This window comes from Verrucomicrobia bacterium S94 (genome assembly GCA_004299845.1).
GTDB lineage: Bacteria > Verrucomicrobiota > Kiritimatiellia > Kiritimatiellales > Pontiellaceae > Pontiella.
The window spans coordinates 2,715,872-2,731,689 of sequence record CP036201.1 but is presented as its reverse complement, the minus strand read 5'-3'; the positions used below and the strand labels follow the sequence as shown (position 1 = coordinate 2,731,689).

17 protein-coding genes and 1 pseudogene are annotated in these 15,818 nt (G+C 52.1%); 8 read left to right on the top strand and 10 right to left on the bottom strand.

What is annotated here, in order from left to right; all coding sequences use genetic code 11:
- Positions 1-37: 37 nt before the first annotated feature.
- The 4 genes from EGM51_11940 to tsaA all read right to left on the bottom strand — a co-directional run bounded on the left by EGM51_11940 (position 38) and on the right by tsaA (position 3,515).
- Positions 38-1,363, bottom strand: a complete 1,326-nt coding sequence (locus EGM51_11940; protein ID QBG48073.1) for a Gfo/Idh/MocA family oxidoreductase — start codon at positions 1,361-1,363, stop codon at positions 38-40.
- Positions 1,356-1,991, bottom strand: coding sequence for a DUF1080 domain-containing protein (locus EGM51_11935; protein QBG48072.1), 636 nt, complete (start codon positions 1,989-1,991; stop codon positions 1,356-1,358). Before EGM51_11935 ends, EGM51_11940 begins: the two co-directional genes overlap by 8 nt.
- Before the next feature lie 76 nt (positions 1,992-2,067).
- The gene (locus EGM51_11930; GenBank protein ID QBG48071.1) at positions 2,068-2,823 is read right to left on the bottom strand and encodes an AraC family transcriptional regulator; all 756 of its coding nucleotides are present in this window, start codon (positions 2,821-2,823) and stop codon (positions 2,068-2,070) included.
- Entirely contained in the window at positions 2,820-3,515 is a 696-nt protein-coding gene (tsaA, locus tag EGM51_11925; protein QBG48070.1) for a tRNA (N6-threonylcarbamoyladenosine(37)-N6)-methyltransferase TrmO, read from the bottom strand. The genes EGM51_11930 and tsaA overlap by 4 nt, the downstream gene beginning before the upstream one ends.
- A gap of 84 nt (positions 3,516-3,599) precedes the next feature.
- On the opposite strand from tsaA, the gene EGM51_11920 reads away from it, so the two are divergent.
- Both EGM51_11920 and EGM51_11915 read left to right on the top strand, forming a co-directional pair.
- On the top strand, positions 3,600-4,025 hold the full coding sequence (locus EGM51_11920; protein QBG48069.1) for an NAD-dependent deacetylase: 426 nt from the start codon (positions 3,600-3,602) through the stop codon (positions 4,023-4,025).
- On the top strand, positions 4,026-4,310 hold the full coding sequence (locus EGM51_11915) for a hypothetical protein (GenBank protein QBG48068.1): 285 nt from the start codon (positions 4,026-4,028) through the stop codon (positions 4,308-4,310). It abuts the gene before it with no gap.
- A gap of 9 nt (positions 4,311-4,319) precedes the next feature.
- On the opposite strand, the gene EGM51_11910 is transcribed toward EGM51_11915, so the two are convergent.
- The 3 genes from EGM51_11910 to EGM51_11900 all read right to left on the bottom strand — a co-directional run bounded on the left by EGM51_11910 (position 4,320) and on the right by EGM51_11900 (position 5,622).
- Complete coding sequence (locus EGM51_11910; GenBank protein QBG48067.1) at positions 4,320-4,613, bottom strand: hypothetical protein; 294 nt, start codon at positions 4,611-4,613, stop codon at positions 4,320-4,322.
- Between the two features lie 6 nt (positions 4,614-4,619).
- Complete coding sequence (locus EGM51_11905) at positions 4,620-4,919, bottom strand: SelT/SelW/SelH family protein (GenBank protein QBG48066.1); 300 nt, start codon at positions 4,917-4,919, stop codon at positions 4,620-4,622.
- Positions 4,920-4,998: 79 nt separating this feature from the next.
- Positions 4,999-5,622, bottom strand: coding sequence for a MarC family protein (locus EGM51_11900; GenBank protein ID QBG48065.1), 624 nt, complete (start codon positions 5,620-5,622; stop codon positions 4,999-5,001).
- 347 nt (positions 5,623-5,969) lie between these two features.
- On the opposite strand from EGM51_11900, the gene EGM51_11895 reads away from it, so the two are divergent.
- From EGM51_11895 to smpB, 6 genes and pseudogenes are all read left to right on the top strand, one after another.
- A complete protein-coding gene (locus EGM51_11895; GenBank protein QBG48064.1) occupies positions 5,970-6,374 on the top strand; it encodes an HPF/RaiA family ribosome-associated protein in 405 nt (134 codons plus the stop codon).
- A gap of 362 nt (positions 6,375-6,736) precedes the next feature.
- Positions 6,737-8,677, top strand: a complete 1,941-nt coding sequence (gene dnaK, locus EGM51_11890) for a molecular chaperone DnaK (GenBank protein ID QBG48063.1) — start codon at positions 6,737-6,739, stop codon at positions 8,675-8,677.
- Positions 8,678-8,821: 144 nt separating this feature from the next.
- The gene (locus EGM51_11885) at positions 8,822-9,109 is read left to right on the top strand and encodes a co-chaperone GroES (protein QBG48062.1); all 288 of its coding nucleotides are present in this window, start codon (positions 8,822-8,824) and stop codon (positions 9,107-9,109) included.
- 113 nt (positions 9,110-9,222) lie between these two features.
- Positions 9,223-10,857, top strand: coding sequence for a chaperonin GroEL (groL, locus tag EGM51_11880; GenBank protein QBG48061.1), 1,635 nt, complete (start codon positions 9,223-9,225; stop codon positions 10,855-10,857).
- Positions 10,858-11,078: 221 nt separating this feature from the next.
- Positions 11,079-11,258, top strand: a pseudogene (locus EGM51_11875) (DNA-directed RNA polymerase subunit omega).
- A gap of 212 nt (positions 11,259-11,470) precedes the next feature.
- Entirely contained in the window at positions 11,471-11,965 is a 495-nt protein-coding gene (smpB, locus tag EGM51_11870) for an SsrA-binding protein SmpB (protein QBG48060.1), read from the top strand.
- Between the two features lie 227 nt (positions 11,966-12,192).
- Here the strand turns inward: smpB and EGM51_11865 are convergent, their stop codons facing one another.
- The 3 genes from EGM51_11865 to EGM51_11855 all read right to left on the bottom strand — a co-directional run bounded on the left by EGM51_11865 (position 12,193) and on the right by EGM51_11855 (position 15,789).
- Complete coding sequence (locus tag EGM51_11865; GenBank protein ID QBG48059.1) at positions 12,193-12,798, bottom strand: hypothetical protein; 606 nt, start codon at positions 12,796-12,798, stop codon at positions 12,193-12,195.
- 143 nt (positions 12,799-12,941) lie between these two features.
- Positions 12,942-15,398, bottom strand: coding sequence for a pyridine nucleotide-disulfide oxidoreductase (locus tag EGM51_11860; GenBank protein QBG48058.1), 2,457 nt, complete (start codon positions 15,396-15,398; stop codon positions 12,942-12,944).
- A gap of 91 nt (positions 15,399-15,489) precedes the next feature.
- Entirely contained in the window at positions 15,490-15,789 is a 300-nt protein-coding gene (locus EGM51_11855) for an ArsR family transcriptional regulator (protein QBG48057.1), read from the bottom strand.
- Positions 15,790-15,818: the final 29 nt, after the last annotated feature.

Below are 15,818 nucleotides of genomic sequence, written 5' to 3'. Positions count from 1 at the left end.
ACGATTCATGAACAGCGTACGGCACAGGTGTCGGCAATTAAGAGAGACCGTCAACTTCCCAGCCGGAACGATAGCTTCTCCGGATGAGCCGGTTGGCCTGTTCATGGTTGGTGAATTTCAACTCGGCCGCATTCCATTCCAGCGTTTCGTTCGGGAAATGCGAGGATAGCGCGCCGAGCAGTACGGTTTCGGTCAGCGGGCCGCCATAGTCATGGAAATCGGCAATCGGTTTAACCGCTTCGCCGCGGACGGCATTGATGAAATCCCTGTAGTGATTACGTGCCGGGAATTTAGGGTAGCGATAATCCGCGAATTTTTCGCGGGGGTAGGGAACGGGCAGTTCCATGTGCGGGGCAAGCAGAATACCCTCGGTTCCGACATAAATACCGCCCTGTTTCGGCATTTTTTCGCCGAACATCCGAATGAATTTTCCAGGCGGCCGGAGCGATCCGTCGGTCCAGGTCACTTTAATGGTTTTTCCGGCCGTTAATTGGTTGCCCGGGAAAATATATTCAAATTTTTCATTTACAGCCCAGTTGGCTGCATTCGGTTTTCCGCCCAGAGAGCGCACCGAAAGGGGGGCGGTCACCTTCAGCGCCTGGAACATCGGGCTGTAAATGTGGCATCCCATATCGCCGAGGGTGCCGGTGCCGTAATCCAGGCGGCAGCGCCATCCTCCGGGATGATAATATTTGTTTCCAAGGTATGGAACTTTCGGGGCTGCACCACACCAGAGATCCCAGTCGAGCCCCTTCGGCACCGGATCGGACCGATCGGGGCGCGGCGAGGGATCGCCCCAGGTTTTATGGCTGAAAATGTGAACTTCTTTAATTTTTCCGATAAGGCCGTCCTGAATCATTTTAACCGCGAGGCGTTCGTAGGTGCTGGAGGCAAGCTGAACCCCCATCTGGGTAACCACACCACTGTTTTTGGCGATTTCCGCCATACGCCGGGTTTCATATAAATCGTGTGCGAGCGGTTTCTGTCCATAGACGTGCAAGCCGAGGTTCATTGCGGAAATGCCGATGGGGGCATGCATGTGATCGGGGGTGGAGACATTCACCGAATCCAGATTTTTATGTTCCTTTTCGAGCAGCACGCGCCAGTCTTTATAGACCCGGACATCGGGAAACAGTTCAAGAAGCCTGTTTAAGCGGTTGTCATCCACTTCCGCCACTGCGACCAGGTTTACGTGTTCGCTTCTGGTCAGACTTTTGATATCGCCGAAGGCCATACCGTTTGCACCGAAGCTGGCGTGGTTGATGGTCTCACTTGGAGCGGCTCCGGCTTTCCGGATGTTGAACAGGGAAACCGCTGCGGTGCCTGCGGCGGATTGACCTAAAAATGTGCGGCGATTATTCATGCGTTAAATCCTTAATGTAAATATTCCGGAATGCAACCGGGCTGCGGTGTCCGGCAAAGCCGAAGTGGCCGGATGTGCGGTTTTTTCCGGGATGCGGTTTGTTGTTTTGGTATTCGGTAATCTGCGAAAGATCGGTGTCGAGAATTAAGGTGCCGTTAAGGATCACTTTAATTGTGGAGCCGATGACTTCGACGCGCTGAAAATTCCATTCTCCGGCCGGTTTCAGATAGCCGCGTTTGGCGGCAGCCATTCCATAGGCCGATCCATGGTATTGCCGCGGATCCAGTTTTTCATACCGTTTGGCCGAATTGTCGAGAATCTGCAGTTCGCACATACCGACATAGGCGGTATCTCCATATCCGGGATAGCGTATAGCCAGCCCGTTGTTGCCGCCGGGCGGAAGCCTGAATTCGAATTCCACGATAAAATTGCTGTATTCTTTTTCCGTAAAGAGCACCCCGCCGCTGTTTTTTCGGCATTGAATGGTTCCGTTTTCAAAACGATAGCCATCCAGAGCGCCTTTCCATCCCCGGGCGGAATGACCATCGAAAAGGGCTGTAAAACCCTGAGGTGCAGCCCATCCGGATACGGTAATAAACAGTGCAGTGATGAACGCTGTATGTTTCATAAATTCTCCAGTTGAATAGCGACGCTATCAGGGCGAGACCGCAACGTCTTGTAAATATCAGGCATGCGCGTGTAAATTACCGCAATCCCTGTGTTTTACGCTTACGGTAATCGCCCGGGGATATCCCGAATTCGCTCTTAAAAGCGCGGGCGAAATGACTGTGGTCATAAAAGCCGGATTCCTGGGCAATGGATGCAATGGTATCCCGGGTGGTTGAAAGAAGGTGGCAGGCCGCTTTTAAGCGTACATTTTTGATGTGCCGGGCCGGTGTGATTTTGAAAATCTTCTTAAACCGTCGCTCGAACTGGCTGCTGGAAAGATGGAGCCGCCGGGCCAGCATTTCGATGGTAATGGCTTCGGCGTAATGTTCGCGGATGAATTCCAGTACATCGTTCATTTCGATATAGGGATGTAGTTTGTTGTACGAATTGCTGGAGTTCCGGGCGATACAGGCGATTCCGATAACCTCGCCTGATGTTGAGAAAAGCGGTATTTTTGTGGTCAGAAACCAGTTGATGGAATTCTGTGGATCCGGAGCCAGTTCCACGCGGTCGATGACCGGTTTGCCGGTTTCCAGCACCTGGCGGTCATCTTTCGTGTAGGCTTCGGCGCGGTCGGGGGAAAACAGGTCATCATCTGTTTTCCCGATCATCTCCTCTTCGCTCGAAAGTCCGCACAGATGAACGGCCAGCTCATTGGCCATCATGGTTTTTCCGTTCCGGTCCTTTACGACAAAATAGACGTCGGACAGCAGATTAAAAAGCTGTGCAAGCTGACCGGTCTGCAGCTCAGCAAGAAACGCTTCACGAAGCTGGAACGGATCGTTGTTCATTTTTTCTTTTTCATGGAGATAACTTCAACGGTTTGCCCGCTTTGTTTCCACTTAACCTCCAGGTCAAAAACGGTCGTGCCGAAGATTCGCTCGGGATCATTCTGCAGATATGCCGGGCGCGGATTGTAGGCCAGCATATCGGAAATCAGTTGTTTGAGGTTCGGCCGGTTTCCGGTTTCCAGTGCGTGAAGCTGGCGTTCAGCCGCCGGCAGGAATACGACCGAATTTCCGGGTTCGGGGGCTTCCGATGCAAAGGCGCCTTCTGCATCGGGAATGCAGTCGGAGTAGGGGATATAGGGTTTAATATCGAGTACGGGTGTGCCGTCGAGAAAATCGCCGCCGCCGAGCTTTAAAACCGTTCCGTTCACCTCCAGCAGTTTAACGGCGGAAAGACCGGTTGGATTCGGTCGGAAATTGGAGCGTGAGGCAAAAACGCCGATGCGTTCGTTCCCGCCGAGCCGCGGCGGGCGTACGGTGGCTTTCCAGCCTTTGGACGGAGATTGATGAAATGCAAAAAGAATCCAGAGATGGGAGAAATCCTCCAGTCCCCGGAAGGCTTCGGGCTGATTAAACGGAGGAAGCAGCTCCAGTGTTGCTGTCGCACTTTTCACCAGGCCCGGCTGTCGTGGTATGCCGAACTTGTCTGTATAACAAGAACGGATGATTCCAATTGGTTTAAACTCAAAATTCATAACAAACAGTATCCACAGATTACACGGATTACATAGATTTTTTCCTGACTGTCTAATCCGGAAAATCTGTGTAGTCTGAGGAGTATGAAACCGGTTCAGCAGTTAGGCGAATGGATTCGTGACGCTAATAAAATGGCGGTGCTTACGGGGGCGGGGATTTCGACGGCTTCGGGCATTCCTGATTTCCGGTCGGCGGGCGGGATTTATTCCGATGAAAAAAACGTCAACGTTTTCGATCTCGATGCCTTCAGCCGCGATCCTTCGATTTTTTATCATTTCGCCCGCACATTTTATCCGCAGATCAGAGCGGCTGAGCCGAATATTGCGCATCGGGTGCTGGCCTCCTGGGACCACGCAACGGTGATTACGCAGAATGTGGACGATTATCATCAGCGGGCGGGCTCCGATCCGGTGTATACGGTTCATGGAAATTATATCCGCAGCACCTGCCGCTCCTGCGGGGTTCAGGTGAAGACGGAACAGCTTTTTCCAATCATTGAAGAAGGTTAAATTCCGTACTGCTCCTGCGGCGGCGTTTTTAAGCCCGATATCACCTTCTTCGGGGAAATGCTTCCGGAATACGATTGGCAGCAGGCAGTGAAGGTGATGAGTAACGCGGATCTGGTGCTGGTTCTGGGCACTTCGCTGCAGGTTTATCCGGCCGCCGGGCTTCCGGGGTACCGCCCGTGGAATGCGCGGCTGGTGATCATCAACCGCGATCCGACACCGATGGATGCAGAAGCGCAGCTCGTAATTCATGAGGACCTCTGCGAAGTTATGTCGCAACTGAAATAGTTTTCAGCCTCACTTCGTCTGCTTATCCTGATGCTTCGGTTTTTTGCTGAGTTTGCGGCCGAAAGTGACGCAGACTGCACCTTCGATGAAGATGAGAATGCCGAACAGGCCGTAGGGCGGTTTGGCGGCAATCAGCGCAGCGGCAGCAATGACGATCAGTCCGGCGCCGTTGATCATGAAACGGTTGATGTAGGGTTTTGGATCTTCCGCTTCCCAGCCTTTTTTCAGCAGGGTTTTCTGGGAGACATAGTGGATGGCCAGGGCGATGCAGAGCACAATCAGGAGCAGGGTTGTTTTGGTCATTGTGGATTATGCCTCCGGCTTCGGTTCAACGGTTTCGGCGTGGCCCAGGTTTTTCTCCGGGGCGATAATGTCGCGTACGCGGCGTTTAAGCTCTTTGAGTTCCGGAAGACCCCGTTCGGTTTTTCGGTCCCAGACCTGTTGGTTGTTGGCATAGATGCGCCAGATCCCGGCCGTTTCGCTCGGTTTCAGGATGACTTCATCAATATCGCCTTCAAAGGTCTGCAGCAGTTCCTGGGCAATCCAGGCCGATCGCATCATAAAACGGCATTTGGTACAGTATTCGATGGTGACGCTGCGTTTTTCCATACATTTTCTCCTGTGAATTTAAATGCTTACCACAACGGGAACGGCGGACACAGAGAATTTCAATAAGCAGTTTGGTTTATTATTGGCCGAGATAGGCATCAACGGCACCGCCGATGCCGTGCAGCAGCATCTGCATACCGAGCACAGCCAGAATCAGTCCCATGAGGCGGGTGACAATTTTAAGCCCGCGCTGTCCCAGCACTTCAACAGTTTTTTCGCTGTATTTGAAAAAGATAAACGTTATCAGGCAGAGGAGAGCGAACATCGAAAGTGTGATCGCGATTTCGCCGTAGCCCGCTTTCGCTGAAAAATTCATGGTGGTGGCAATGGTTCCCGGTCCGGCAAGAATCGGCATGGCCAGCGGCGAGATGGCCATATCCACATCGCTTTCGTCGGAACTGTTCTGAATTTTAGAGGATTTTCCCTGCAGCATGTGGTAACCCACCTGAAAAACAAGCAGACCTCCGGTGATCCGCAGTGCAGGAAGGGTGATGCCGAACAGGTGGAAAATGGCTTTACCCAGCACGGCGAAGGCAAGAACGATTAAAAATGACACAAAGAGAGCATGGCGGGCAACGGCCATTCGCTCCTGTTCTGCCATGTCAGCCGTCAGACCGATAAAGGCTCCGGTATTGGCAATCGGATTCATGATGGCGAAATAGCCCAGAAAAACGGTAATCATGTGTTCAAACAGTTCATGCATACGATTTTTCTTAACATTCTGATAAAAGCCGGACGAGGTGTTTTGTCAGGATTTGCAGGGGAAACTGTATATTTCATCGCAGAAGTCACGGAATACACGGCAAAGAATCTGTTTATATTATCCGTTGGAACTTTATTCGGTTTCCGGACCGCTGTGTCCGGTTGTTTGTGTTGAAAGAGTGCTTCTCCTTTCTGTTCATGGGGTTACGAAATTTCGGCTTGTTGGTACGATATTGAGACCGGAAAAACTTTGAACGACGTTATTAAAACGGTAATCTATCCTTGTAGCGCGAGCGTGACGCCCGTTGGTGAATTCCGCTCGGAAACGACAACCTAACAGGAAAGGAAATGATGGAAATGAATACATCAAGACTGACTAATCCCGCCTCTTCTGACATTGAATCCGGAATTCCGGTAAAAGTTCAGTTCCGTCATATGGCAGAAACAAAACGGGTGACCTGGCTGGTTAATCAAATGATGCACAAATTCACCAAATTTCCCATACCCGGAGCCTCGGCCGTGGTGACCGTCGATGAAACACACCATAAAGAGAAAAACGGTATTTTTCAGGTTAAGATGAAGCTGACCGTGCCCGGTGAAAAGCTGTATACCGCCCAGAGCACCGAAAAAACCGGCATGCATGACGGTGTTTATTCAGCAATTGCCGATGTGTTTGACAGCATTGAGCGCCAGCTGGTCCGGCATCACCAGAAGCGGGCCCGCCGTTATAAATCCAAGGCCAAAGCGGCCTGATCGATTCATTCTGTAAATCTCAGCGAACCCCCTCCGTGAATTTCGGAGGGGGTTTTTTGCGGTCATAGCGGAACGAAGAATACAAAGATGTTTCCGCGCGGCCTGCCCGTATTCCTTCTCTGTTATATGGCGAAAGGTGTGACATTGTGACGCGGGGTGTGACACGCGCATGGAGTGAAGTGGGACATGTGGCGCAGTCCGCCCAGGTGGGCGGACAGTGATGAGTTTTAAGTTTTAGGTTTTAAGTGTCCTGAAATCAGTCGGTTATGTATTGCCTGTTACGCTTCGCTCCCGGTGGCACGGTTCGTGTTATAGGAGCGGCGTCGCATGAATGACACGAATTTATTTGAAGGAGACATAAAATGAGTACAGCAGGATCTAAAGTATTAGGTATCGACCTCGGTACCACCAACTCGTGTATGGCCGTTATGGAAGGTGGCGAACCGACGGTAATTCCGAATGCGGAAGGCGGGCGTACCACACCCTCTATTGTGGCTTTTGCCAAGGACGGCGAGCGCCTGGTAGGCACTGCGGCAAAACGTCAGGCGGTAACCAACCCGAAACAGACCATCTTTTCCGTGAAACGTTTCATGGGCCGCAAGTATGAAGAGGTGAAACACGAGATCGACCTGGTTCCGTATGACGTGGTTGAAGCGAAAAACGGCGACGCCCATATTAAAATCGGCGATAAAGTCTACAGTCCGCCGGAAATCTCGGCGATGATTCTGCAGAAGCTGAAAGCGGATGCGGAAGCTTATCTGGGCGAAAAGGTTTCCCAGGCGGTCATCACGGTTCCGGCCTACTTCAACGACTCGCAGCGTCAGGCAACTAAAGACGCCGGTAAAATCGCAGGTCTGGAAGTGCTGCGTATTATCAATGAGCCGACTGCGGCGTCGCTGGCCTATGGCCTCGACAAGAAGTCGGAAGAGAAAATTGCCATCTACGACCTCGGCGGCGGAACGTTCGATGTGTCGATTCTTGATATCGGCGACGGCGTTTTTGAAGTGACAGCCACCAGCGGGGACGGCCATCTGGGCGGGGACGATTTTGACCAGAAAATTATCGACTGGCTCGTTGCGGACTTTAAAGCCGAGCACGGCATCGATCTTTCGGCGGACCCGATGGTGCTGCAGCGCCTGAAAGAAGCGGGAGAAAAAGCAAAATGTGAACTTTCCAGCTCGCAGTCGACCGAAATCAACCTGCCGTTCATTACGGCGGATGCGTCCGGTCCGAAACACCTGAATGTTACACTGACCCGTGCAAAACTCGAAGAGCTGTGTGACGATCTGATCTCGAAAGCGATCGAGCCGGTACGCAACTGTCTGAAGGATTCAGGACTGAGCGCTTCGGATGTGAACGAAGTGATTCTCGTCGGTGGTTCCACCCGTATGCCGAAGGTTCAGAATTCGGTGAAGGACATCTTCGGTCAGGAGCCGCATAAGGGCGTTAACCCGGACGAAGTGGTTTCCATTGGTGCATCCATTCAGGGCGGTGTTCTGAAGGGTGAAGTGAAAGATGTTCTGCTGCTGGATGTTACCCCGCTGACGCTGGGTATTGAAACCATGGGCGGTATCTCCACTCCGCTGATTGAGCGGAATACGACGATCCCGGCGAAGAAGAGCGAAATTTTCTCGACGGCGGCGGATAATCAGCCGGCCGTGGAAATTCATGTGCTGCAGGGCGAACGTAAAATGGCCAAGGATAATAAGACCATCGGCCGTTTCAATCTCGACGGTATTCCGCCGGCACCGCGCGGCACCCCGCAGATTGAGGTGACGTTCGATATCGATGCCAACGGTATCCTGAAAGTGAGTGCAAAGGATCTGGGCACCGGTAAAGAGCAGCACATCACCATCACAGCATCTTCCGGTCTGACCGACGAAGAAATCGAAGCAATGATGAAGGATGCGGAAGCGCATGCGGCGGAAGATGAAAAGATGAAGGAGAGGATCGACCTGAAAAACCAGGCGGACTCCACGGTCTTCCAGACCGAAAAATTCCTGAAGGAAAATGCGGATAAAGTTTCCCCGGAACAGAAGGCTGAAGTTGAAGCGGCCATTGAACCGGTGAAAAAAGCGATCGAAGCGGAAGATTATGACGGTATGAAAACCGCGCTTGATGCGCTCAACGAAAAGATGCAGGCGGCTGCGACGGAAATGTATTCCAAAGCACAGGGTGCCGGTCCGGATACGGGCGGCGCGGCCGGTGCAGATGCGGGAGCATCGGCCGGCGGTGAAAAGACCGCATCTGATGTTGAGGAAGCGGACTTCGAAATGGTCGATGACGACGAAGACAGAAAATAATTCGATTTAGATCAATGACTGCCGATTGCCGGTTGTGGCGGAACGCCGTCGGGCTCGTTAAAGAGCCGGGGGAGTTCCGCTGGGCCGGATGCCGGTTGTCGGAGATCGGTAACTATAAAAAACCTAACAAGGAGAGATACATCCATGAACATTAAACCATTGGGCGAACGCGTACTGGTTGAGCCGGTGAAGGAAGAGGAAGCGGTTAAAGGCGGAATCATTATTCCGGACTCCGCAAAAGAGAAGCCGCAGGAAGGCAAAGTGATTGCCGTCGGTACCGGTAAGGTTGACGAAAACGGAAATGCTGTTCCGTTCAATGTCAAGGAAGGTGATATCATTCTGATGCCGAAGTATGGCGGCACGGAAGTTAAGGTTGACGGTAAAGAATATCAGATCATGCGCGAAGACGACATTCTCGCGATCATCGGCTAAATAATTTTCGAAATCCGAAACCCGGAACCTGAAACTGATTCTGCCAATCAGAATCTTTCAGACTACGAATCCGTAACTTCGGATTTCTTAATCGACGAAGGAGATTAAGTAAAATGGCTAAACAGATTGTATTTGACGTAGAAGCACGTGATGCGCTGCTGCGTGGTGTTGAGAAACTCAGCAAAGCGGTAAAAGTTACGCTCGGCCCGAAAGGCCGCAATGTGATTCTTGATAAGAAATTCGGTTCCCCGACGGTAACCAAAGACGGTGTTTCCGTTGCAAAGGAAATCGAACTCGAAGATGCTTATGAAAACATGGGCGCGCAGATGGTGAAGGAAGTTGCTTCCAAGACTTCTGACATCGCCGGTGACGGTACCACTACTGCAACGGTTCTGGCTGAAGCCATCTACCGCGAAGGGCTGAAGAACGTAACGGCCGGTGCCAACCCGATGAGTCTGAAACGCGGTATCGATAAAGCGGTTGAAGCCATGGTTGTTCAGCTCGGCAAGCTGAGCAAAAAGGTGAAAACCAGCGAAGAAGTTGCCCAGGTCGGTACCATCTCCGCAAACGGTGATGCCACGATTGGTAACATCATTGCGGAAGCGATGGAAAAGGTCGGTAAAGACGGAACCATCACTGTTGAAGAAGCTAAATCCATCGAAACCACCCTTGATGTGGTTGAAGGTATGCAGTTCGACAAAGGCTACCTTTCTCCGTATTTTGTAACCGATTCCAACACCATGGAAGCGGTTCTGGAAGAGCCCTACATCCTTCTGTTCGAGAAGAAAATCTCCAACCTGCAGGACATGCTTCCGCTACTCCAGAACGTGGCTAAAACCGGTAAACCGTTCATGATTATTGCGGAAGATATCGAAGGTGAAGCGCTGGCAACACTCGTTGTGAACAAACTGCGCGGCACGCTGAATGTTTGCGCGGTGAAAGCTCCGGGCTTCGGTGATCGCCGTAAAGCCATCATGGAAGATATCGCGGTCCTGACCGGCGGTAAATTCATCACGGAAGATCTCGGCATCAAACTCGACGGCGTTACCATCGATGACCTCGGTTCTGCAAAACGCATTACGGTTGGTAAAGATGACACCACCATCGTTGAAGGTGCCGGCAAGGTTTCCGACATCAAAGGCCGTATCGACCTGATTCGCCGTCAGATCGAAGAAACCACTTCCGATTACGACCGTGAAAAACTGCAGGAACGTCTGGCTAAACTGGCCGGCGGTGTGGCAGTCATCAACGTCGGTGCTGCGACTGAAGCGGAAATGAAAGAGAAAAAAGCACGTGTTGAAGATGCACTGCATGCAACCCGTGCCGCAGTTGCTGAAGGTATCGTACCGGGCGGCGGCGTAGCGCTGATCCGTGTGCAGAAAGCCATCGACAAAGTGGAAGTTGAAGGCGACGAAGAAATCGGTGCCAACATCGTCCGCAAAGCGATTGAAGCTCCGCTTCGTCAGCTGGTTGCGAATGCCGGCGAAGAGGGTGCTCTGGTTGTTCAGGAAGTTAAGAAATCCAAACAGAGCATGGGGTACAACGTTGCGACCGGCGAATATGTTGACATGATTGAAGCCGGCATCATCGACCCGGCAATGGTTACCCGTTCTGCTCTGCAGTACGCGGCGTCCATTTCCGGTCTGCTGCTGACCACCGAGTGCATGATCACAGATCTTCCGGAAAAGGAAGGTCCTGCTGCACCGGGCGGCATGGGCGGTATGGATGGCATGGGCGGCATGATGTAAAACGCCCGGATTGACGGGTTGCCGGATTTTCGGGATGTCGGTTGAACATCCTCCGGTAATCCGTTCTGTTCAGAATCCGCTCCCTGCCGGGGGCGGATTTTGCTGTAAATGGCGTTGACGGAACGAACTCGAGTGCTATACTACGCGCCAATTTTTTTTGTAGGAAAACCAGGAATTCTGCTTGGCAGAATAATGCAAGTTGCTTGCGCGGAGATAATAAAATGAACTTTGAGTACCTAAGCATTGCGGAAGAAAAAATCCCCAACACACCGATGCTGGTGAATTTGATTTCCTACCGTACCCGCCAGCTCAACAGCGGCGCACGTCCGATGGTGAAGAAAGATCATCCGGAAATGGACAATCACGATCTGGTTCTGAAAGAGATCGCAGAAGGTCTGCTGACCGCTGAAATGACATTCTCTCAGGAAGAAGAGGAAGTGCCCGGACTGGACTTCGATGCTTCGATCCTCCTGTAAGGGATAAGTCGAATTTCGGAATTCGGAAGTATTTCGAATGTACAAAGGCTCAAAGCCCACGGGTTTTGAGCTTTTTCCTTTCCGGGCATGGGAAATTGTTTAGTATTTTGTGTTTCGGATGCAGGAATGGATTGGCCATGGCAGGTAAGAACAGAAAGAAAAAAAATGATCCCGGAGCGGGGGTGCTGGCCACCAACCGCAAGGCACTGCGTGATTTTCATATTCTGGAAAAAATAGAGGCCGGGATTGTGCTGAGCGGTACGGAAGTGAAATCCTGCAAGCAGGGATTGATCAGTGTGCAGGAGGGGTATGTGCATGTGGACGACCGGATGGAAGCCTGGCTCGTCGGCTGTACCATTCAGCCCTATGATCATGGTAATATCTATAACCATCCTTCGACCCGCGAACGGAAACTGCTGCTGCATAAAAAAGAGATCGAGCGGCTCTATGGCAAGATCCGGGAAAAAGGGCTGACGATTGTTCCGTTGAAAGTTTATCTTTCGAAGGGAAAGGTCAAAATCCGGATCGGGCTGGCCAAAGGTAAAAACGTGGTCGATAAACGGGATACCATTAAAAAGCGCGAGTCCGACCGCGATTCGGCCCGTGCTATGTGCAACTTCAATAACCGGTAGCGACTCGTAATACCATTTACTACAACATTCCGGTTTTAACGACAGCGTTATTCCGCGCAGCGACGCAGAGCGCGCGGAGCCGTTTATGACTGAATTTCTCTGCATCCTCAGTACCTCTGCGAGGGATCAGATTTATACCGGATAGTTTTAACGTTTGGTATAAAACCGGGCGGATGCGATCTTTCCTTTTCCGGAATGGCGATATCCTGAAGTTTCGCCGCTGTATTTTATTGTACCTGCCGGACGGCTTCGTATACCGATTCCGAGTTCATCTCGTTGTGTTCGGCGATTTCCCTGAAGGTCCAGTCGGGCGAAGCCTCGATGCCGATTTTTTCCAGACCTGTGATGATCGCATTGATGTCGATTTCATATTTTTCCGCGAGGCGGCGCATGGACCGGCCGCTGTAGAACAGCGGCGGTTTTTCGGGCAGCGGCGGTTTCGCCGCCTGAACCTGTTCCGCCGGGCTGTCTTTAACCTCATTCTGTTGAATCTGTTCTTCCGTCGGGCCGGAATCTGTTGAAGGCTGAAGGACGCTGAATGGCGGCCAGTTCAGCAGGGAGCCGAGAACAACCCAGCCGGTCAGCAGGATGGCGGTATAGGAATTGACCGTGAGCCACTGCCGTTTTTTTCCCGTGATCCGGTTGTTGGCGTTCTCTTTTTTGATTTCCAGGCTGGTCTGTATGACGTAGCAGACTCCGAACAGGATGCTGAGGCTGATATGAAGAGCCATCCATTTTGTCCAGAGGTCGAACAGTGCGGAAATAACCGCACTGAGTATCAGAGCGGCAAAAGAAAACAGCGCAGTAAGTGTGATAACGTTTTTAAAATTCATGGTTCTGTTCCGTATTGAGTAAGCATTACGGAATAAAACCAGCAGGAGCGAGGCCAATTTTTGCCGGGATGCAATAGCGGCTTAGCGCTTTTGGCGAAAGACAGGCAGCAGATCGGTTGCGGATTCTGCTGCCTGCCGATGGATTAAATGAACAGATTGCCGTTTCCGCCGACATGGTCGAGATACATGGCTACGCCACCTTCTTCGATGCCGTCGATGAGCTCTTCTCGTTTAATACCCATCAGGTCCATGGACATTGAGCAGGCAACAATTTTGACGCCGTTTTCGAGGGCCTCGTTGACCAGTTCCGGCAGGGAGAGCACGTTTTTCTGTTTCATGATTCTCTTGATCATCGCGGCACCCATACCGCTCATCTGCATCTGTGAAAGTTTCAGTTTGTCCGGGCCCTTCGGCATCATCCAGCCGAACATTTTTTCCACCATATTTTTCTGTACGTTTACCGATTCGTTTTTGCGAAGGATGTTCAGCCCCCAGAAGGTGAAAAACAGGGTGACTTTATAGCCCATGGCGGCTGCGCCGTTGGCGATAATGAAGGCGGCCAGCGCTTTATCGAGGTCATTGCTGAACACGACATTGGTGAAGCGCTTTTCCCCGGAGGCTGCCGGAACGGGTCCGGTTGCCGCTGCGGCCTGTTTCACAACGATGGCTTTATAGCTGCCGTTTTCCGGGTCCAGTGAATGGAGGCGGTTTCCGGTGGAGTTACACCAGGCCGCTACGTCGGATGCAAATCCGGGGTCGCTGGATACAATACTGACGGCCTGACCGTTCTGTAACGGTTCAATGGTGTGTGAAAGCTGCATGATCGGTCCGGGGCACTGAAGCCCGGAGGCGTCAATATGATCGACAATCTGCAAGGGCGGTTCCTCTTTTGAGGGGTTCACCGCGGCTGTGCCGGCATCATCCGAAGAACTCTCCTGTTCCGGAGCGGTTCCGGTTTCAACAGCATTGACCATACAGTAGGTTTTATAACCGCCGGTCAGGTTACGGCAGCTGAACCCGTTCTGCATGAGCACGCGACAGGCGAGATAGCCGTTCAGACCGACCTGACAGATCACAAGATATTCACGGTCGGGCTTCAGTTCGGGAAGTCTTGCGCGCAGTTCCGGCATCGGAATGTTAATGGCTCCCGGGATGGTTCCGCCGGCAACAACCGAAGGATCGCGTACATCAATCAGGGTCTGATTCGGAGCCGGTTTCTGGACATCCTCCACATGGCAGTGTGCCACATCGCCGGACAGCAGATTGGCGGCAACAAAACCGGCATAATTGACGGGATCCTTGGCGGAACCGAACGGCGGGGCATAGGTCAGCTCCATCTCCTCCAGATCGTAAACCGTAAGACCGGCACGGATGGCTACAGCGATTATGTCAATGCGTTTGTCAACGCCGTCGGCACCGACCGCCTGCGCACCGAGGACTTTTCCGGAGTCCGGATCAAAAAGCAGTTTGAGCGAAATCGGGTGGGCGCCGGGATAGTAGGAGGCATGGCTGGCGGGGTGGACATAGACCTTTTCGTAGGGGATTTCGCAGCGCTTTGCCGTTTTTTCGCTGAGACCGGTCATGCCGATGGCCATGTTGAATACTTTGCAGATGGCGGTGCCCTGGGTGTTTTTATACGTACTGTCGCGTCCGAAAATATTATCGGCGGCGATACGGCCCTGGCGATTGGCCGGACCTGCGAGCGGAATCAATGCCGGCTGATGGGTGATGAAATCGGTGACTTCGACGGCGTCGCCCACTGCATAGATGGCCGGATCGGAGGTTTGCATATGATCGTTGGTTTTAATGCCGCCGGTCGCTCCGAGTTCCAGTCCGGCATCCGCCGCCAGTTTGGATTCGGGTTTCACACCGATTGCCAGAACGGCAACGTCCACGTGCAGGCGGTCGCCGTCGCTCAGGACCAGATCCACTCCTTCGCTGGATTCCTCAAAAGCGGTAACGGAAGTTTCCAGTTTAAGATTTACGCCGAACAGTTTGAGTTCCTGGTGCAGGAGGGTGGCCATTTCCGGATCGGCCGGACCCATGACCTGAGGCGCCAGCTCGATCAGGGTGGTTTCATAGTTTCTGTCGCGCAGGGCTTCCGCCATTTCAAGGCCGATATAACCGCCGCCGATAACCGCGACGGCTTTTTTGTTTTCGATGGCCTTGATGATGTAGTCCATATCTTCGAGGTTGCGAAGCGTCAGAACCCGCGGATTTTCAATGCCTTTAATCGGCGGGCGTACCGGTGCGGCACCGGGGCTGAGGACCAGATTGTCATACGTTTCTGTATATTCTTCGCCGGTCTCCAGGTTCTTGACGGTGACCATTTTGTTTTCGCGGTCAATGGCGGTGACTTCCGTACGGGTGCGGACATCCAGATTGAATTTGGCGACCATGGTCTGCGGTGTGGTTACCAGCAGTTTGTCGCGGTCGGAAATCTGTCCGCCGATATGGTAGGGCAGACCGCAATTGGCGAACGAAATATCGGGACCGCGTTCAAAAAGAATGATTTCAGCGTTTTCATCCAGGCGGCGTGCCCGGGCCGCCGCGCTGGCGCCGCCGGCGACGCCTCCAACAATCAGAAGTTTTTTACTCATTATATGACCTTTCCACTTATATTATCATTAATAGTTAATAATATGTTAATGTGATATCCGCACGATAACACCATGAGGATTCTGTTTTATTTCAGTCCTTAAAATTGAGGTATTTACGAAGGTGGGTATGCATACAGGTGAAGACGCGCAGGAAATCGCGGTTGGACAGACTGCAGTATTTCTGAATGCCCTCTTTCCGGATGTTGATCAGTTTCTGCTGGCAGAGAATTTTGAGCTGCTGAGACATCATGGACTGGCTGCAGCCCAGGAGTTCATAAAGTTCTGTCACCGTGCGTTCGCCTTCGGCCAGCACTTCAATCACGCCCAGTCGGATGGGGTGCGCCATTGCTTTAAGGACTTCAGATGCCATTTCCCGTTCTTCAGGTGTCATGCGTTCTCCAAATAATGAATATGAATATT